15 protein-coding genes are annotated in these 19,920 nt (G+C 52.8%); 12 read left to right on the top strand and 3 right to left on the bottom strand.

Annotated features, from left to right (window positions below; all coding sequences use genetic code 11):
* Positions 1-62: 62 nt before the first annotated feature.
* Together WMW72_RS19210 and WMW72_RS19205 are read right to left on the bottom strand one after the other, a co-directional pair.
* Positions 63-821, bottom strand: coding sequence for a YheC/YheD family protein (locus WMW72_RS19210; protein WP_341417181.1), 759 nt, complete (start codon positions 819-821; stop codon positions 63-65).
* A 516-nt stretch (positions 822-1,337) separates the two neighbouring features.
* The gene (locus WMW72_RS19205; protein WP_341417160.1) at positions 1,338-2,393 is read right to left on the bottom strand and encodes a 2,3-butanediol dehydrogenase; all 1,056 of its coding nucleotides are present in this window, start codon (positions 2,391-2,393) and stop codon (positions 1,338-1,340) included.
* A gap of 307 nt (positions 2,394-2,700) precedes the next feature.
* Here WMW72_RS19205 and WMW72_RS19200 point away from each other — a divergent pair, with 307 nt between their 5' ends.
* The 12 genes from WMW72_RS19200 (at position 2,701) to WMW72_RS19145 (ending at position 18,995) form a co-directional block, all read left to right on the top strand.
* On the top strand, positions 2,701-3,732 hold the full coding sequence (locus tag WMW72_RS19200) for a LacI family DNA-binding transcriptional regulator (protein WP_341417180.1): 1,032 nt from the start codon (positions 2,701-2,703) through the stop codon (positions 3,730-3,732).
* Positions 3,733-4,230: 498 nt separating this feature from the next.
* Positions 4,231-6,093, top strand: coding sequence for a glycoside hydrolase family 18 protein (locus WMW72_RS19195; RefSeq protein WP_341417159.1), 1,863 nt, complete (start codon positions 4,231-4,233; stop codon positions 6,091-6,093).
* A gap of 88 nt (positions 6,094-6,181) precedes the next feature.
* Complete coding sequence (locus WMW72_RS19190) at positions 6,182-7,285, top strand: hypothetical protein (protein ID WP_341417158.1); 1,104 nt, start codon at positions 6,182-6,184, stop codon at positions 7,283-7,285.
* 376 nt (positions 7,286-7,661) lie between these two features.
* Positions 7,662-8,030 carry a heterocycloanthracin/sonorensin family bacteriocin gene (locus WMW72_RS19185; protein WP_341417157.1) on the top strand — a complete coding sequence of 123 codons (369 nt, stop codon included), beginning with the start codon at positions 7,662-7,664 and terminating at the stop codon, positions 8,028-8,030.
* Between the two features lie 173 nt (positions 8,031-8,203).
* Positions 8,204-10,126, top strand: a complete 1,923-nt coding sequence (locus WMW72_RS19180) for a putative thiazole-containing bacteriocin maturation protein (RefSeq protein WP_341417156.1) — start codon at positions 8,204-8,206, stop codon at positions 10,124-10,126.
* Positions 10,123-12,066, top strand: a complete 1,944-nt coding sequence (locus WMW72_RS19175) for a TOMM precursor leader peptide-binding protein (protein WP_341417155.1) — start codon at positions 10,123-10,125, stop codon at positions 12,064-12,066. The genes WMW72_RS19180 and WMW72_RS19175 overlap by 4 nt, the downstream gene beginning before the upstream one ends.
* Positions 12,067-12,132: 66 nt before the next feature.
* Positions 12,133-13,686, top strand: a complete 1,554-nt coding sequence (locus tag WMW72_RS19170) for a SagB family peptide dehydrogenase (protein ID WP_341417154.1) — start codon at positions 12,133-12,135, stop codon at positions 13,684-13,686.
* A 225-nt stretch (positions 13,687-13,911) separates the two neighbouring features.
* Positions 13,912-14,838, top strand: coding sequence for an ABC transporter permease (locus WMW72_RS19165; RefSeq protein ID WP_341417153.1), 927 nt, complete (start codon positions 13,912-13,914; stop codon positions 14,836-14,838).
* 24 nt (positions 14,839-14,862) lie between these two features.
* Positions 14,863-15,747 (top strand): carbohydrate ABC transporter permease, encoded by an 885-nt coding sequence (locus WMW72_RS19160; protein ID WP_341417152.1) that lies wholly within the window; start codon positions 14,863-14,865, stop codon positions 15,745-15,747.
* A gap of 59 nt (positions 15,748-15,806) precedes the next feature.
* Positions 15,807-17,366, top strand: a complete 1,560-nt coding sequence (locus WMW72_RS19155) for a DUF3502 domain-containing protein (RefSeq protein ID WP_341417151.1) — start codon at positions 15,807-15,809, stop codon at positions 17,364-17,366.
* 258 nt (positions 17,367-17,624) lie between these two features.
* Positions 17,625-17,906 carry a CD3324 family protein gene (locus WMW72_RS19150; protein ID WP_341417150.1) on the top strand — a complete coding sequence of 94 codons (282 nt, stop codon included), beginning with the start codon at positions 17,625-17,627 and terminating at the stop codon, positions 17,904-17,906.
* 117 nt (positions 17,907-18,023) lie between these two features.
* Positions 18,024-18,995 carry an alpha/beta hydrolase fold domain-containing protein gene (locus tag WMW72_RS19145; protein ID WP_341417179.1) on the top strand — a complete coding sequence of 324 codons (972 nt, stop codon included), beginning with the start codon at positions 18,024-18,026 and terminating at the stop codon, positions 18,993-18,995.
* Between the two features lie 17 nt (positions 18,996-19,012).
* On the opposite strand, the gene WMW72_RS19140 is transcribed toward WMW72_RS19145, so the two are convergent.
* Positions 19,013-19,903 (bottom strand): macro domain-containing protein, encoded by an 891-nt coding sequence (locus tag WMW72_RS19140; protein WP_341417149.1) that lies wholly within the window; start codon positions 19,901-19,903, stop codon positions 19,013-19,015.
* Positions 19,904-19,920 lie beyond the last annotated feature (17 nt).

Below are 19,920 nucleotides of genomic sequence, written 5' to 3'. Positions count from 1 at the left end.
GCGGGGGCAAGACCAAACGGCGGTTTTGATCATAACAAATCAAAGCCGCCGTTTTTTCTTTGTTATTTCGTAAATCTTCCGTGATTTCGTGCTAATCGCAATGCCTTTCGAAACATTTGCTTATTTTTTAGCTCATTGAATATAAAGGGATCAGGAGCTGTGTTGACTTCAATGACCCACGGCTTGAATTTAGTATCAACGCCAATATCGACACCAATTTCCTTAAAGCCAGGATGATAGCTTTGGAATTGTTCAGCGATTCGCAACCCAAGTGTTTTCAATTTTTTTATAAAAGATTGGGTACTCGTTGGATTCAAGTAGGCACTAATCAGCTGTTCAAGCGGTTTAGGTTTACCGCTATTGTGGAAGTTTGTCACAATTTTTTTCGGATGCGCGACGCGGCCGATATAGCCGGTAACTTCCCATTTATCGTGTGAATTTTTCTGAACCATAACGCGGATATCAAAAATCCGCTTCTGATATTTTAGAAGATGAATCCCTTTCTGAACTAAGTAGACTCGATTCAGTTTCGATTTGCTCAACGATTGATACATGGGGGTGTATGTTGTGAATGTCCGCTGCATTTTACCTAACTTGTAAACAAAGGTCCCTGATCCGGTACGCTCCACACGAATCACACCTTGCCCAATTGTTCCATGAACAGGCTTGACGTACACCATCCCATACTTGTTCAGCATCGTGAGAAGATTCCCAGAGTTCATTATTCTCGTCTCAGGGACGAAAGCTCTCAGTTTCTTGCTTCGAAGCAAGATCTTCGTCTTCTGCCATTTACTCCCCAATGTGCGTGAACGTCGAACCATTTTTATAATATCCACCTCGTCTTTCATATTATTGGGGGCATAAATGTCGGTCAATGCTTTAGTTAAGGAGAGTGGCTGTTGGCAACAATGAGATTAGCCCCTTAGAAGTCGGATGCTGCGTGTTTCTTCGATGTCATGGGAGATGAATGGAAGGAATAAAACGAGGTCGATTATCGATTCGAATGATGCTGTAACGTTGGCTCTCAATCGTGTGTAGAACGTTTTTAGACAAGCTTCTCTTGTGGTGCCTGGAACTCGAATAATTGTCAAATGTCCGGAGCGATAAAATAAGCAAAAATAACTTGCCTTTCGTGTCTGCATACTTTCATTTGCACTGTATTCAATGAGGAGAAAGAATTCTTGGAGTCCAGTCTAGATGGAAAATGAATTCACTTAGGAAGGCAGGGCAACTTTGAAATTTAACCATCTTCAAAAGGGAAGGGTAAGCTGTCTGTCGGACAGCTTACCCTTCCCTCTTCGTCTTGCTTGGGCTCTGTAATTCGGGATAATCCGAATTTACTTAGGCTGAGGCGAAACGAGGATCTTGATCTGGTTTTTCTCCTTCAGCAGCTGCTCGAAGCCTTCCTCGACAACGTCGGCCAGAGCAATGCGCTTCGTTACCAGCTTTTCGGCAGGGAAGTATCCCTGCTGCATGAGGCTGATGACCGCCGGGAAAACATTGCGGTATCCGATTACGCCGGTGATGTTTTTCTCCTGGAAAACGATCTGGTTCGGATGAAGGGAGGCTTCCCGTTCAAAGATACTGACAATCATAATTTGCCCGCTCGTTTTCGCCGATTGGATCGCTTGGTTCAGCACGACTGGAACACCGGTCACCTCAAAGGACACATCCGCTCCGCCGCCGGTCAGCCGGTGAATCTCTTCCACGACATTGAGCTTAGCCGGATTTAACCCGATCGCACCGAGCTCCTCCGCTTTGCTTCGGCGTTCCTCAGACAGCTCTACGGCATAGATCTGGGATGCGCCGGAAGCCTTCAAAGCTTCGATCACCAGCAGCCCGATTGGGCCTGTACCAAAGACGACGGCGCGGTCGCCGACCTTGAACTGGCTGGAGCGAACGGCGTAAAGCGCCACGGCGGAAGGTTCCACCAGCGCACCCTGTTCATAGGAAAGGGAATCGGGAATGCGATGAACCATATGCTCGTCTACAGCGACATATTCGGAGAAGCCGCCGCCGCCGCCGGCCAGCCCGAGGAAGCCCATTTTCTCGCACAAGTTATATTTGCCTTGCTTGCAGTTCGGGCATTGTCCGCAAGAGAATACCGGCTCGACAACAACGCGGTCCCCGACTTGAAGGCGGGACACTCCTTCGCCAACCTCCACGATTTGCCCGGAAAACTCATGTCCCATGACAATCGGGGCCTGTTCCTTCGTCAGCGGATGAGGAGCTCCTTCCGGAATAAAAATAGGACCGGCCACGTACTCATGCAGATCACTTCCGCAAATGCCGCACGCTTCGATCCTGATTTTGACTTGCCCCTTGTGAGCGGTGGGTGCTTCCACGGTATCTACCCGCAAATCCTTCACACCATGCCATCTCAACGCTTGCATATGAGTCATCTCCCTGTAGGAATATAGAATAAAATAGAGCCTGCGCTCACTAAATAGGAAACGTTTCCGAAACCTATGATGTCACATTTTCATCCAGCTGTCAATTCCTTTATCCCTTATAACCGGGTTGTTCATGGAAGGCAATGGCCAATACGGGGCTTTGTAAGCTGTGCTAAGGATTCGTTATCGCAGCAGATGGGTAGGTACTTAGGCGAAGGAAGATGAAGCTGTGCTATAATGGAGGCAGAAACCGAAAATGATCAGTTAAAATAGGAAACGATTCCGGTTGGAAAGGAAGCAGGCTGCCGTGGGGAATAAGAAAAAAGTGACCATCGAGGACGTAGCCAAACGAGCCGGTGTGGGGATCGCCACCGTCTCTCGGGCTCTTAACAATAGCGCGGGGATCAGTCTGAAAACCAAATCCAAAATTATGCAGATCATTGAGGAGATGGGCTTCACCCCCAATACGTCTGCCCAGAGCTTGAAAATTCGCCAAACCCGTCAAATTGCTCTGGCCGTTCCCGATATTCGCAACGCGATTATTCCAGATATCGCCTGGTCTGTCGAGCAGGCCGCCAAGCAGCATGGGTATCGGGTCGTTCAGATCAATACACTCGGCAACGCCCGGCTGGAGCTGGAGACGCTGCAGGAGCTGAAGAAGCTACACGTGGACGGTCTGGTGATTATGCCGCTCGCCTATCCGAAGCAGCTGGAGGGGCTCATTAATCAAGCGGGCATCCCGGTATCCGTGATTAACTACAGCAAGAGGCTGAGCAAGGAACTGAAGGCCGACATCGTGGGCTTGGCGCGTCAGGAAGGCCGGCTGGTGATGGAGCATCTGCTGCATGTGGGGCGCAGCCGCATCGCCTACGCGGGCGCACCCAAGGACAAGATCGAGGAGCGGTATTTCGCCTATGAACAGTCCTTGCGGCACGTGGACCCTTCGCTTGTCTATTTTGGCGAGGATTTTTCCTTTGAGACGGGGCGGCAGGCAGCGAACTACTTTTATCATCTGAAGCATATGCCGGATGCGATCTATGCGGTCAACGACATGGTCGCAATCGGGATCGTCAACCGCTTTAAGGAACTGGGGGTACGTGTGCCGGAGGATGTGGCCGTCGCCGGTATCGATAATAACCTGTGGACGACTGTAACGACGCCGCAGATTACGTCCGTGTCCATTATGGGCAGTGAGGTTGGCCGTCTGGCCGCGGAGCTGGTGCTTGGCCGGATAAACTCCCAGAACACAACCGATTATGAGCGCGTTGAGTTTGAGCCTCGGCTAATCGTCCGGGAATCTACCGTGGCCGTCAGTCAAAGCACACATGTTCACCGTTAGGCCCCCGGAGGCATCCACTCCAGTCTTACCGCCCCCGTCCTAAAAAACTTTCCTAAGCAAGTTAACTAAGGACACGGATGCCGAGACGAAAGAACGTATCAAAGCCATTTCGAAGTTGAGGAACGGGGCATATGGGTATGGAAAGATTGAGGTCGTAATTCAACCTTATCATATTTCCGGGCAAATCTTAACTTGGCAGACCCGGATCATTCATTCGTAACCGGGACCCGTCCCATAGTTGATGGGGGAATTCCACCCCAAAATGATAGATAAACCGTAACTTTTCGACTAATCAGAAGGTGATAAATATTCCATATTTTATCCATATCCGTATAAAAGGGATAAATTAACAGAAGTGTGTAGTTCCTTCTATAATAGTCGCGAAAGCCGCGGCTGTAGGGAGCCTAGCCTAATAAGGACTTGGGCTCATCTCTTTTTTCGACATCAATGCTATAATTACTACATTCTACTAGAGAACTATAGGAATGGAGGGAAATTATGATTGTCAAAAATTCTCGAATTTTGCTGTCTGCACTGATGTGCCTTTCCGCTTGGCTGCTGGTGGGGTTCTCGTCCCCGTCCGGACCGGTCAAGGCCACATGGGTATGGCAGACGGAAATGATCGAGGATGGCGGGAAGAAACTGCTTGACTTTGCCCAAAACCAAGGAATCAATTTGATTTATTTACAAATTAATCGAGACTTGCCGGCAAGCCGATATGAAGTTTTTATAAAAAATGCTCATGCTAATAAAATTGCCGTGCACGCGCTGGGAGGAGACCCGGGTTGGGCTCAGACCAAACACCGTGACCGGCTCGTTGGCCTGGCGGATTGGGTACATACATACAACAACGCTAAAGCGTCAGACGCCCGGTTCGATGGCATTCACTTGGACATTGAACCTTATGTCCTTCCGGAGTGGGAAACCGACCCGGAAGGACTCATCGGGACCTGGATCGGTAACATAAAAGCCTTTCTGGATGCGGCGCACGCTTCCGGCTCCAAGCTGGACCTCGGGATCGATCTCCCATTCTGGTTTGATGAGTATACCGTCCCAGATCAGGACAATGAGAAGCTGACCGAATGGTTTATGAAGTCATTTGACCGTGTGACCGTTATGGCTTACCGCAATACGGTGGAGTCAGAAAACGGCATCGTGGAGCTTGTCCGAAATGAGATGGAATCGGCCCAGCGGCTGGGCACCCAGGTACTCGTGGCCGTCAATACGAAGCAAATGCCCGCTCAGGCCTATACGTCCTTCTACGGAAGCAGTAAAAGCGAAATGAATCAATCGCTGAAATCGTTGTCCGGCGCGCTGGGAGCCTATACCTCTTTTGCAGGCATTGCGATTCACGACTTCCGCAACTGGGAGAACATGCCCGACGGTGAGAAACCGGGAGGTTCCGAACCAAAGCCAGATCCAAAGCCAGATCCAAAGCCAGATCCAAAGCCAGATCCAAAGCCGGACGACGGCCAAGTGCCGGACCCCGACCCGGTTAAGAGGGATAAGCAGGTACGGGGCACCTACGTGTGGGAAGCCAATCAGGTCATGAAAAATGGCCATGAAATTATCGAATTTGCCAAGGAGAAGAAGCTGAACTGGCTGTACGTCCGCCTGGACCTTCAGCAGCCGGTCCATGCGTATCGTTCGTTTATGAAGGAAGCCTGGGCGGCAGGCATCGAAGTTCACGCCATGGGCGGTCACCCCCTTTGGGCAATGACGGAGAACCGGCCTAAGATCATGAACCTGGTGAACTATGTTAAGAAATATAACAAGGAAGTGGAAGGAGACGAGCGTTTCCATGGCATCCATCTGGATATCGAGCCGTACGTGCTGCCGGAATGGAGAGAAAACCCGGAACGTGTCATTAGGGAATGGACAGGAAACTTGAGCGCTTTTGTCCAGGAGATTAAGAAGGATTCGAATCTGCAGGCTAGCATGGATATGGCCGTATGGCTGGACAGATACACGGTTTCCGGCTCGGATGAGTCTGGCAGCAAGTGGATGACATTGATGGACACCTACAAGGTTGTCGGCACGAGTCAGTCCCTCAGCAGGTGGCTCATCGACACCATGGATTTTGTATCCCTTATGGCCTTCCGCGATACGGCAGGAGGGTCGAACGGAATTATAGCCATCTCCAAGAAAGCGATTGCCTATGCCGATGAGCTTGGCAAGCCGATTCTCATCAGTGTCGAAATGAAGCAGAGCTGGGAAGGCAACCATGTTACCTTCGCTGAGGAAGGTGCCGCTTATATGGAGAAAGAGCTCGCCAAGCTGCCGGTGATGCTGGCTGACTCGCCGTCCTACACCGGAAATGTCGTTCATGCTTACGATTACTGGAAAACCGCGAAGCCTTAAACCGCTTCCCTGGGCATTCACACAGACCTGCTGTCATGCATAACATGAAATGTAAACATGTTCTGATGACAAAGGAGTGTTGTCCCGTATGGCGGATCAAGAAAAGCATTACTTTGCAAGGGGAAATACGGCGGACGGTTTATATACGCTGTTTGATTCGGTGCTGAGCGGTTTGGATACGGTCTTCGTTCTGCAGGGCCGGGCTGGTACGGCGGTCTCGGCATTTCTCACGGAGCTCGCGGGAGCATGGAGCCACAAGGGCTGGAGCCTTCACTATATTCATCATCCGCTGAACCGAGACTGGCTGGAAGGACTCATCCTGAAGGAGTTCGGCATCGGGGTTGTCGATGGAAACGCCTGGAGTTCTGATCCGGTTCTCGAAGGAACCGAAATCCGCTTGATCGATCTGCAGGAAGTGGTCTCTGTGGAGCTGCTGAACGAGCATGCAAGTGAAATTGAGGAAGCCGACCGGCAAACGAGTGCCCTCTACAAGGAAGCCTACGATACGTTCCAAAAAACGCTGCGGATCCATGATGAATGGGAGACTTTCTATATCCAGAATCTGGACCTGGTCGTCATGGACCGGATTGCCGAGGAGTGGGCGGAAGAACATCTTGTTCCGATCCGTCCGGCACGCTCCCATGCCGTTCACCGCTTCCTGGGTGCGGCTACCTGGGAAGGGGCTGTCGATTACGTGCTGAACTTGACGGATGACCTGGAGACGCGCGTCTTTGTCAAAGGCCGTCCGGGTTCCGGCAAATCGACGCTGTTTAAACGTCTTGCCAAAGCGGCGGAGCAGAGAGGGGTCGATACGGAAATCTATCACTGCGGCTTTGATCCGAACAGCCTGGACATGATTATTTTTCCGCAACAGAGCCTTGCGATCTTTGACAGCACGGCGCCCCATGAGCATTTTCCGAGCCGTGAAGGTGATGAAATCCTGGATGTTTACGAACTGGCGATTACCCCTGGGACCGACGAAAGGTTTGAGGACCAGATCGCCGAAATTCGCGCCCGCTACTCCCGTTCGATGAAGGAAGCGATCGCCTTGCTGGCCACAGTCCGGGAAGTTCAGGAGCCCGTTCTGCAGATTTATGAGCGCGCGGTTGACCTGGAGGCTATCCGCCGTCTGGCAGGGGGCATTCAAGCCGAAGTGGATGCTTTGACGAACTCGTCGGTCATTGGCGATTAGTCAACCGATACGCACATATTCGCAACATATGAAAGCCCCGGCTCCCCAATCATGGGAACCGGGGCTTTGGGTGGTACGCCCAGCTAGTAAGGATTCCCTGATTGACCTAAGATGCCAGATCATAGAGATGCATACAACCATTGTGTGGTATTGAAAACTCGTAAACTTGTAAACTCGTAATCTTTCATCCGCCGTACAGGATGCCTTGCATAAGGCAGTTGGCCCTCAGAGGTTACACGGGGGATGGTGTTTTTGCGTGTCCGGCTTTTGGTACATACGCCCAAAAAATAGGCCTTTGACTCAGTAACAAACGCGGAGTGTCGACCATAAGTTGGAATCATGTCGATATGAAAAAAAGTTACTGGAGGTTTATCAGATGACAAATTTTCAAAATGAGCTTCAACAGTTGAATGTTTCGCAGTTTCAGGCAACCGAAATGACGCCTTGGGAGCAGCAGGCACAGGCTCAGTATTACGCCGGCCAGTTTCCGAATGGCCAAGTGCCCGTGGATCCAGCGCGTCTTTGCGTCGGATTTTGTGCAGGAGTTTGTGCCGGATTTTGCGCAGGAGTTTGCGGTGGGTTTTGCGCAGGAGTTTGCGGTGGGTTTTGTGGCGGCTTCTGTGGAGGCGTTCGCTGCTCTAATTGCGCAGGCTTCTGTGGAGGCGTTCGTTGCTCTAACTGCGCAGGAGTTTGTGGAGGCGTTCGCTGCCATAACTGCGCAGGCAATTGCGCCCGCTGCCGCTGACGTCACCGTCCTCTATTCCTATTGCAGTAAATCGATCGCTCCTGCACGTGCTTGCAGGGGCGATTTTTTCTATCCCTTAAGCGATGTCTGACATGAGGGACAAAGAGAAGTACATATGATGTAGAACGAAGATTGCAAATTGGAAAACAGCGTTTACGGTTAGGAGGGCTGAGATGTCAAAGTTGACCCCGTCTGCGCGCCTTCAGGTAAAGGCGGATACCTTTTTTTTGCCGGTTCAAAATGACAGCGTCTATTTCCGAAACAACGTTGGCACGTTTCACATGCAAGGTGAGATGATGGACCGCTGGTTGGAAAAGCTCGTCCCCATGTTCAACGGGGAGCACACACTAGCAGAATTGACGGATGGGCTATCCGGCCCGTACCGGGACCGGGTGTACGAAATCGCGGAAGTGCTGAGGGAAAAAGGCTTTGCGCGCGATGTGAGTCAGGATCGCCCGCACGTTCTCCAGGAGCAAACGGTCCGTAAGTATGCAGGGCAAATCGCTTTTCTTGATAGCTTAGGTCAATCGGGCGCTTACCGGTTTCAGTGTTACCGGCAGGCTGAGGTACTCGCTGTCGGCTCCGGCCAGATCTTCTCCTCTTTAGTATCGTCGCTGCTTGAGTCGGGTCTTCCTCGGTTCTGCGTATTAATTACGGATTCGCAGCCGACGGATCGGCGTCGGCTTACGGCTTTAGCGGAGCACGCTCGCTTGACGGACCCCGAGGTGGCAATCGGGGAAGCTATATTGCCGAACAAGGGTACCGAAGGTTGGAGGGAAGCCGTGCGGCCATTCCAAACGATCCTCTATGTGTCTGAGCAGGGCGATTGCGAGGAACTGCGACTTCTTCATAAGGCATGCCAAGCGGAACGGAAAACGCTGCTTCCCGCGGTTCGACTGCATCAGGCCGGCATAGCGGGCCCGCTCGTGCAGCCGGAGAGTGCGGTCTGCTTGGAATCGGCATGGCGGCGCATCCACGCTTCTGAAGTGTTTAAAGACCCAGAGAAATTTGCGTTCTCCTCAACGGCAGGGGCGCTGCTCTCGAATGTGATTGTTTTCGAGCTGTTTAAGACTGTAACTGGCGCCTCCGAGCCGGAGCTGAGAAACTCCATCTACCTGCTTGATTTGGAGACATTGGAAGGAAGCTGGCACCCCTTACTGCCGCATCCGCTTGCTGCCGGAAAAATCAACGCTACGGCTAACTGGGTGGATGACGCAGAGCTTCGGCTCGAGGAAGGATGGGAAGGCGGAGTAGTAAATGGGCTGTTTCCGTACTTCAGCAAGTTGACTTCGGACCGGACGGGAATTTTCCATAGCTGGGAGGAAGGGGACCTTGTCCAGCTGCCCTTGTCACAGTGCCGTATTCAGGCAGCCGATCCGCTCTCAGAAGGACCGGTCGGTCTGCTGCCGGACATCGTTTGTTCGGGATTGACACACGGGGAAGCACGACGTGAAGCAGGGCTGGCCGGACTTGAGGCGTATGTGTCGCGGCTTGCGGGGGTTCTCGTGAACACCGAGCAGTTTATCGGCGTCGGTATCGGAGAGACAGTCTCAGAAGGCATGGGTCGTGGACTGCAGGCTTGTTTGACGAAGCATTTGGAGGCTCGTATGACAGACCGGAAGCCGGATGTCGTTCGGGTTCGGCTCGGTCAGATTGACGACGAGCCATGCAGGTTTTATTTACAGTCGCTGACTACGATGCGGGGGATACCGACGATCGCACTTGGAGAGGAAGTGTGCGGATTTCCTGTCGTTTGGGCAGGTACGGAGGATGGATGGTTCGCAGCTACCGACTTGACGGTGACAACGGCGCTGCGCAGGGCACTGCAAGCGTCATTGATGAAGGCGCAGAACGGAACCGCATCACGCGGGATGCAGGCCGTGGAGGTCAGGACTGCGCGGCTTGGTGCGGGCGCCCCGCTGGAGCTGTCCGTCCCAGCCGAGGAGTCGAAGCTGGATGGGGTCAGGGATGCAATGCGAAAGCTGAAAATAAGCGGTAGGGAAGTTTTCGTCATCGATTTGGCCGTGGAGCCGTTTTTGCGTGAAGGTCCAGCTGCTGTCTTCGGCGTGCTGCTGGGAGAGGGGGTAGCCGGATGAGTGCGGTCGTTGCCGTTGTCGGTGAAGGAGTATTGGCGGAGCTGGTAAGTGGGGAGCTGATCTCCGAGTGCCGAATCATTCGTTTGACCGATTTCAAGGAGGGGTTGCCAGATGATGTAGATTTGGCCTTGGTGCTGAACGATGCCTGGCATCCAGCCGTTCATCGTGAGGCGGAAGCAAAGCTTCAGGCTGCTTCCATTCCGTGGCTTCGTGGTTTCGTCGCTTTCGGTGAAGGCGTTATCGGGCCGCTCGTCAGGCCAGGCCAGTCCGGATGCTCCAGGTGTGCCGATACCCGGCAGCTTGTAGCGGGGCGTGACCGCAGGGAAATGTGGGGCCTGCAACAGCGCTTGACGGAAACCGGAGGAATTTTGTCTGACACATGGGCGTCGCGCACGGGACTGCTGCATATGGCGCAGTTGATTACGGCGGAATCAAGAACTGTGCTGCGGAGAGACCGCTCCCGCACGGAAGAGCATGTGGTTTTTGTCAACTTAAAAACGTTAAGTTGCTCCAGCCATTTCTTCCTGCCGGACCCATTGTGTCCTCTATGCGGACATCTACCCGAAGATTCGCGTGATTCAGCACAGATATCGCTCAAGCCGTCCCCGAAGGTCGGAGATCATATTTACCGCAGCCGATCGCTCCAAGAGCTGAAAACTTTTCTGGCTAGGGACTATCTCGATTACAGGATCGGATTTATAAACGGAAAAATGCTGGATTTGGCTTCACCATTGGCCGATGCGACCGTGAATCTTCCGATGTTAGAGCAAGACGAGCTGACGGCAGGCCGGACGAACTGCTATGCGGAAAGCGAGCTGTCGGCTATTCTGGAGGGCTTAGAGCGTTATTGTGGCACGGCGCCACGTGGTAAGCGGTCCGTCATTTTCGGCAGCTACCGGCAGCTGGCAGGGGAAGCGCTCGATCCCGTGACGGTCGGGCTGTATGCGAAGGAGCAGTATGAGCTGCCTGGATTTCCTTTTCCTCCGTTCGATCCTGAAGTCGAGACCCATTGGGTCTGGGGGTACTCTTTTGCGCAAGGACGCCCGATTTTGGTGCCGCAGTGGCTCGCGTATTATAGCTCTCCCTGTCGGCAAGGCTTCGTGTACGAGACATCTAACGGCTGCGCTCTAGGCGGAAGCTTGGAGGAAGCGATCATGTACGGGATGCTGGAGGTCGTGGAGCGCGATTCGTTCTTGCTGACGTGGTACGCACAGCTGCCGCTTCCCCGTATAGACCCACAATCCGCCGGAGACCCCGACCTTAGGCTCATGGTGGACCGGCTGCGGTCTGTTGCCGGTTTTGACGTGCTCTTGTTTAACGCGACGACGGAAAATGGCATTCCCAGCATTTGGGCAGTGGCGAAAAATAGAAAGCCCAATGGAGTGAATCTTATTTGTGCGGCTGGAGCGCACCCGGACCCGGTGCGGGCAGCGAAAGGGGCGGTTCACGAGCTATCGGGGATGATGCTTACACTAGACCACAAATTCGAGACCAACCGGGAAGATTATGTGCGGATGTTCCACAATCCTTCGCTGGTTCGTGACATGGAGGACCATTCCATGCTGTACAGCCTGCCGGAGGCGGAGCCGCGGCTGCACTTTTTGCTGGAGGAAAACCGGCCGATGAGAACGTTCGCGCAAGAATTTGAGCCCACTCCGAAGCACCGGGATTTGACTGAAGACCTGAAGGCGATGATTGGGAAGTTCGTCCAGTTGAATATGGATGTGATTGTGGTGGATCAGACAACACCGGAATTGAGACGTAACGGGCTGCACTGCGTGAAAGTGCTGATACCCGGCATGCTGCCGATGTCGTTTGGCTACCATTTTACCCGGTTAGAGGGATTGGAAAGAGCGCTTCGAGTGCCAGCCGAGCTCGGGTACACAGAACGGTCTTTGCGTCCGGAGGAGCTCAATGCTCATCCGCATCCGTTCCCATGATGGAGCAGGGCTGATGTCGCCTCATCCAAAACCAAGGGTTCACTTAGGGCGATTGGGGGAAGCCGAATGAGTCTGGAAGCATTTATTCGCCAGCTTCATGCCGACGACAGCGGGAGCGGCCCGCCCGGCCGGGAGGTCGATTGGGACGATGCACCGCTTGCCTATAAGCTGTATCGCGGGCTGCCGACTCTTCCGCTGTCCTCGGATATCCCGATGAGGCTGGAAACGCTGGTAACGCCAGTTGAACCAAGCCTGAAAGCCATCGGCCATTTTCTCTGGTACGTCTACGGGCTGACGCAAGTAAGCTATTCTCTTGCGCAACCGCTAAGGATGTACCGCAGATTCGTCCCTTCCGGCGGAGGATTGTACCCGAACGAATTATACCTATATCTTCGCTCGGAAACCGGCGTTCTCGGTCTATACCATTACGATGCAGCGCATCACCGCCTGGTGCTGTTGCGTGAAGGCGATCAAGATTCGTACTTGACCCGGGCTCTCGGCAACCGCTGTGATTTATCCTCATGCTTCGGCGTTGTCTTTGTATCGGCGATGAGCTGGAAAAATGCTTTCAAATACAACAACTTTGCCTATCGTCTGCAAGGCCTTGATTCAGGCGTGCTGCTAGGGCAGCTGCAGGAAGCTGCGAAACGCTTCGGTTATGCATCCAGCGTGCATTTCCGGTTTCTGGACCGAGCCGTGGGCCATCTGCTGGGGCTATCTGGCTCCGAAGAGAACGTTTATGCGGTCGTACCTCTTTCCGTGCAACGCAATATCGCTTGGATAGGCGATGCCGACCGTACCAAGATGCAGGTCACCTCGAATGAGCTGAGCCGCGAGCTTCCGGCTATTCAGCCTGATTATTACGTGCGTTCGAAATCCGTCAAGGAGTTTCCGGAGCTGACTCGGATGAACGAAGCGGCGGCGCTCGATACGCTTTCCCCGTATCGCCATTTCGAGCCTGCCCGTCGAGCGGAAAGCGGACTTCAGACGGTGTACTTACCACCGGTGAAGCGGATGAGCATCGATCTGGCGGCGACCAGCCGTGCACGGTATTCCCCCGAAAGCGAATTCGTCTTGAGCCGTGTAACGGCGCAGCAGCTAGCTGCCCTGCTGCAGGAAGCTACGGCTTCCTTCATGTATCGTAACGATTTGGACGGCGTGGGGAAGTCACCTCCGCTTCGTGTCGCGTTATACGGATGTTTCTATAACGTCGAAGGCGTACCGGACGGCTCTTATCGTTATGACGCAGCAGCCCACGCGCTCCGGCGCGAGCTTGCCGGTGATCATCGGCTCCGGCTGCAACAGGGGATGACCTTGAATAATGTCAATTTGTTTCAAGTCCCGATCTGTCTGCACATAGCCGGTGACGAGGATCACTTGATTCCCCAATTGGGGTATAGAGGATACCGCATCCAGCAGATGGAAGCCGGCATGCTCCTGCAGCGCCTTTTGCTGGCTGCGTCCGCTCTCGGCATGGGTGGACGTCCTCTTCTTGGCTTTCAGGCCGGATGGTGCGACCAGCTCTATAGGATGTCCATGCATGGACGAACCAGCCTCGTCCAAATCCCGATCGGCCGGTGCCTTCCCCGACCTCGGTTGGTGGGAGGGTTGCATAGCTAGTTATTTGTTTGAAATCTTTTTCCGGCACAATCCTGTCCATAGACTTACCGGTTCAACCGTCTCTTTGGAGGCGGTTTTTTTCGTTTGCCCGCAGCGCGGAGAGATTCGGCTAATAATGCGGGGTAAAGTTTAGCATTGCCTCATAGTTAATAAATGGCCTATTCCGTACAATGAAAGCATAGCCAAACACACCTTAACCAAGAGACTGGACAGGGGAGGAAGAGAATGGGTGTGACGAAGAGATTCATGGGGGAGCTGGGCAAGAACGGCTCCGTATACCTGATGTTTGTACCCGTGGGGCTGTTGCTGCTGGTGTTTAATTACATGCCGATGGCGGGGCTCGTGATTGCTTTCAAGGATTTTAATTTTACCCAGGGTATTTTCGGCAGCAATTGGGCCAATCCGATCTTCAGCAATTTTAAGTTTCTGTTGAACTCCGAGTATGCAATTCGGGCATTGAGGAACACCATTCTACTGAACTTGTTATTTATTTTTACCGGACTCATCTTCGAGGTTGGTCTGGCGCTTCTGCTCAATGAGATCCGTAACCGGGCCTTCAAGAAGGTGGCGCAATCCGTCACGTTCTTGCCGTACTTTATCTCCTGGATCGTGGTCGGCGTATTTACTTACAACCTGCTGACCGATGTCGGAGCCGTCAATTCACTGATTAGGTTCTTCGGATTTGAAGAGGTTGATTTCTTCAACAAGGCAGGTTTGTGGCCGGCTATTCTCGTGCTCATCATGCGCTGGAAGATCACCGGGTACGGAAGCGTTATTTACTTGGCCGCGCTGACAGGGATCGATTCCTCCTATTATGAAGCGGCTTCGATCGACGGAGCGAATCGATGGCAGCAGATCCGCTATATCAGCCTCCCGATGCTCAAGCCGACGGTGATCATTCTGACTTTGCTGGCGATCGGGCGCATCATGAATGCCGACTTCGGCATGTTCTATGCCGTTATCGGAGATGCTTCGACGCTGTATCCGACGACGGATGTCATCGATACGTTCGTATACAGAGGCCTGAGAGTGAACGGTGATATCGGGATGTCTTCGGCAGCAGGGTTCCTGCAATCCATCGGCGCCTTCGTGCTGGTGCTGGGGAGCAATCTGATCGCCCGAAGAATCGATAAAGACTCGGCGCTGTTCTAAATCTGAATAAAGGGTGTTAGCCTCATGACAATGAAAAAGCTTGAGCTGTCCCAGCTCCTGATGATGCTCGTGGTTGCCTTGTTCTGCTTGTTCTGTCTCATCCCGTTCATCATGGTCATCAGCGGTTCCTTAAGCACGGAGGCGGATATTTCCAAGCACGGCTACACCTTGCTGCCGCTTAATCCGAACCTGATGGCCTACAAGGTGTTATTCCTGGGAGCTGGACGGATTATAGACGGATACAAGATCAGTATCTTCGTGACGGTCGTCGGCACGCTGCTGGCGGTGCTGGTCAACTATATTGGCGGCTACGCGATGGCGAGAAGAACGCTGAAGTACCGGAATGCGTTATCTGTCTACGCACTGCTGACGCTGATGTTCAATGGGGGACTGGTGCCCTGGTACATCATATGCGTGAACTACCTGCACCTCAAGGATACCGTCTGGGCATTGATTCTGCCCCCACTGGCCCAAGGCTTCAACCTGTTTCTGATCCGCAACTTCCTGCAATCGATCCCCGAGGAGCTATTCGAATCCGCCAAGATAGACGGCGCTGGCGAATGGCGGATCATGGTGCAGATCATAGCACCGCTAGCCAAGCCGGTGCTGGCGACAATCTCCTTGTTCGTAGCGCTGAACTATTGGAATGACTGGTTCCTTGGGCTGATGTATATCGATAATCAGAAGCTTCAGCCGTTGCAGCTCATGCTGCGGACGATCGTCAGTAACGTCGAGTTTCTCAAGAGCTCTGCCAATTCGGCCGAGATGCAGCGTGTAGCGGCGACCCTTCCTACCGAAGGCGTGAAGATGGCTGTTACGGTGGTCACGATCGGACCGATCGTGTTCCTATATCCGTTCCTGCAGAAATATTTCGTCAAAGGCTTGATGGTCGGCGCCGTCAAGGGCTAAGGCTATACCAGCTCCGGCTGTGTAGTATACACTTCCATGAAGATGAAGGGGAGATTTCGATGAAAAAGAAACCGCTTACGGCAATGCTGTCGGCAGCCATGCTTCTAACCAGTATGGCCTTGACGGCTTGCAGCAGCGATGGGAAGCCATCGGGAGAAGCAGGAGGCGACAAGAGCAAGCCTGCTGCCAAAGAAGACGAGGTGACCCTGAAATTTTATTTTGGCGGGGATAAGAAATCGGGTACGGATGAAGTCTGGAAGGCGATCAGCGAGTATGTGAAGGGCAAGGGGCTGAATGTGAAGTTCACGATCAATACGATTCCGTTCGGAGACCCGTACAAAGAGAAATTGCTCGTCATGTCCGCATCCGGCGACGACTGGGACATGAACTTCGACGGCGACTGGCTGGCTTACCGTCAGATGGCCTCCAAGGGCGCGTACCTGGGACTGAATGATCTGCTGCCCAAGCATGCACCGAATTTGTATAAGAAGTATCAGGAGCAGGGTACCTTGGCGGCGGCTACAGTGGGCGGGCAAGTCGTTGCCCTCCCCTGGACGATGAAGATGAGCCAGCGGCCGTTCGTCAAGTGGCGTGCCGATCTAACGAAGAAAGCGGGCATCGAGCCTGCTCCGAATTCCATCAAAACGCTGGAGGATTTGGACAAATTCGCTCATCAGATTCGCCAGGCATTCCCGGACATGAAGGTGGGTTTCCCCGTCGTGCCGAATACGCTGACCGGCTTCTTCGAGCTGCGCGATGAGCTGAACGACCTGTCTGCACAGGGCGGCAACCAGCTGGTTGTGGAGATCAATGACAAGTCCTTCAAGGTGAAGGCGCTCGAGCAGACGAAGACATATAGCGATATGGCCCAATATGCGGCCAAATGGTATGCGGACGGCATCATCAACAAGGATGTGCTGGTCGATAAGGAAGACCCGGGTCCCAAGTTCCGAAACGGTAAAATTTTGCTCGCTAACAGCTCCCATGAATGGGCGAACGCAGAGGAGAATTTCTCGGACTCGTCGTTCGAGCGTTCGACGTCCCAGCTGTATCCGGACAAGAAATTCCCGAACCGCACTGCGCTTGCGAATGTCGTGGCGATCAACAAAAACTCCAAGCATCCGGATCTGGTTCTGCGCTTCCTGGATATGCTGGAGACCGACCAGAAGCTGTATGACCTGGTCCAATACGGAATCGAGGGCAAGAACTACGTGCTGGATGGCAAGGCGGCCAACTACCCGGCCGGCATGAACTCCACGACCAGCAACTACATGGAATGGGGCGGCCAATGGGCGCTGTGGAAGCCGCAATTCATGAAGCCGAATCCGACATACAAAGACGGCTTCTGGGTGAAGGAAGCGGAATTCGCCAGCGAGCCCTCTAACTTCACGAATCCGCTGGACGGCTTCTTCGTCGTCAGCGATTCCATCAAGAATGAGCTGGCTCAGCGCGATCAAGTGCAGAGCGAGCTGGGCCGCGCGATTGAAGCGGGCACGGTGAAGGACCCTGAGAAGGCGGTCAGCGACTACATCGCGAAGCAAAAGGCGGCAGGCGTCGATAAGGTCATTGCCGAGGTTCAAAAGCAAGTTGATGCGTTTATCGCCGCGAAGAAAAAGTAAACCTGGAAAAGCAACTGATGGATGTCAGTTGCTTTTTCTTGTTTGAACTTATGCTATAATCGTAAAGGAAAAGGGGGTGCATACCGATGGAGAATCTCTTAAGATTGTCTGCTGCTGCTTCCACTCATGCAAAGCCTGTCATGGAAAAGCGTTACTTTGTATGGGGCGAAACGATTTTAACGCTAACAATAAATAAGCTTTTCTGATAAGCAGGCTTTGCACCTTATTTGAAAAAATCAAAATAAGGGGCGGGCATGATTGAAGTATACGAATGCAACCCAAGTATTACCTGCGAAGCTAATCGCAGATATCCAAAAATATGTTCAAGGCGAGACTCTTTATATTCCCAAGCAGCAAGCTTCCTATAAGAATTGGGGAAGTATGAGCGGCGGCCGGCAATGGCTGGATCAGCGAAATACCGCTATCCGGCATGAGTTTACTAGTGGCCGTAGTATCGAGCAGCTAGCGGAGGACTATTTTCTCTCAACGGAAACGATTAAGAAAATTGTCTATTCACATAAAAGTAAGAAACAGCACTGATGACCATAGTCATCAGTGTTTTTTAGGTCAAAAATGATTCTAAGTCATTGTTTTCATTTTGGATATTTGAGGCACTCTATAAAATAGGAATTGCAGAAAGAAAGGGGAATGTTGATGATGAGTGAGCAAACAAGCAGAAGCAGACATCTGATTGATCGGGAGATTCTTAGCGTTGTTGATTTAATCCCTACCACCGATCTTACGTTGCCCACGCTGATCGAATCACGTAAGAAACAGTCGCAAATGCTGCCGCAAACCGATGTAACGCAGATGTTTCCCGTTACATGTGAAGAAAAGGTTGTGCCGAGTTATTTTGACGGCCCGGATATTCGAATCGAAATCATTAAGCCGATTCAGCCCAAGCACGAGAAGATGCCGTTATATTATTCCATTCACGGCGGCGGGATGGTTATGGGAAGTCCGGTCGTGGATCGTCCGGGGAATGCATCGCTCGCTGCGCAGCATGGTTTTTGTTGTGTGTCCGTGTATTACCGTCTGGCCCCGGAGCATGTGCAGCCAAGCCAGCTGCAGGATTGCTACTCAGGACTGTACTGGTGCATCGAGCATGCAGAGGAATTAGGCATCGATACCGGGAAAGTTGCCGTTGGAGGCAGCAGTGCCGGCGGCGGCTTGGCGGCTGGTCTGGCCCTGTATATTCGCGACCGGCAGGAATTCGAGATCCATCATCTCAGACTTCTAAGGCCTATGCTGGACGACCGGACGGCTGTTGCGCCGGATCATCCGTATGCGGGTGAATTTATCTGGAACAAACCCAGCAATCACTTTGGCTGGACATCGGTACTGGGACATGAGCCGGGCCAGGAGGCGGTAAGCGAGTATTATGTGCCTGCTCGTGCACAATCACTGGCCGGATTACCGCCCACTTACATCAATGTAGGTACCATTGATCTATTTGTTGATGAGGCTTTATTGTTCGCGAAGCAGCTGGTCTTCGACGGGGTCTTGGTAGAATTACATGTCTACCCGGGATACCATCATCTATCTCCTATGTTTCCCGATGCCCATTATTCAAGAGAAGGCGCGAAGTCCAGCGAGCATGCCTTACTGAAAGCTCTGGAGCTGCTCTAATCTGGCAGCGGAACCGTTCATTCTGCATGATTCACGGAGATGTTGAATTTGACCAAGCACTTCATATAAGTCTCGACCTCGTCCAGGTTATAGGAGTGGCTCAAATAAGCCCTGGGATGAATGACGACGGTGAGACGGCCCGTAAATTTACGGTGTTGGCTGCTGCTCAGAAACGACTGCATGATCAGCGCTATGAGCTGCAGTCTATTCGGGGTAAGACGCTGACGCCCGCTGCCGAGCACAGGTACGGCCAATGGCCTGGTATTGCCCCGCTCCCCGATATGGGTCCATAACGAGTTTAGGGCTGATTTCAAATCGCCCAGCTGAGGGATCCCCCTGCCATGCTCATTCAATTCAGCGGAAGCGACGAGGTACGCGAATCTTCCCACGGGGCCGGGTAATGGGATTTGGGCAACCGTGCCGATGGGATATTGGTTAACCTGCCGCCCATTCAGAACCCTATCTTCCGCAGGTACCGATCGTAGCGCCTCCGCAATAGCCTGATCGAGCTGGGCTGCGGTAGAGAAGAAACGGCTGCGGAATTGGGTGATGATGGCGTCCCCATCGATGTGATCATGTGTAAAGCAGCAATTGGACGGAATGATCAGGGAGGCGTCATCCAACCGGAACATATCGTCGACAGTAACCTGCAGCTGTATATCTTTCTCGGGCAGCAGGATGGTACGCGTTAACCGGGGGCGGCTCATCCAAGCCGCGATCACGACCCCAAGGCCGAGTACCAGCCATACGCTTGGCTTGACCGGGCTGTTGTTGATAGTGAAGAAGTAGCCGGTGAATTCCGTAAACGTCCAGATGATCGAAAAGACGGCCAGCCAATACCCGAGAAACACTCGGACCGTTAAGGAGTGTCGCCACGAATGAAGGGAACAAAAGGCTTTTAGCTTCAAATACATAGAGATCACCC

The sequence above is a fragment of the Paenibacillus filicis genome, assembly GCF_038070315.1.
GTDB lineage: Bacteria > Bacillota > Bacilli > Paenibacillales > NBRC-103111 > Paenibacillus_G > Paenibacillus_G filicis.
Note: the sequence above shows the minus strand (reverse complement) of the source record. Positions and strands in the feature narration are given on the sequence as shown.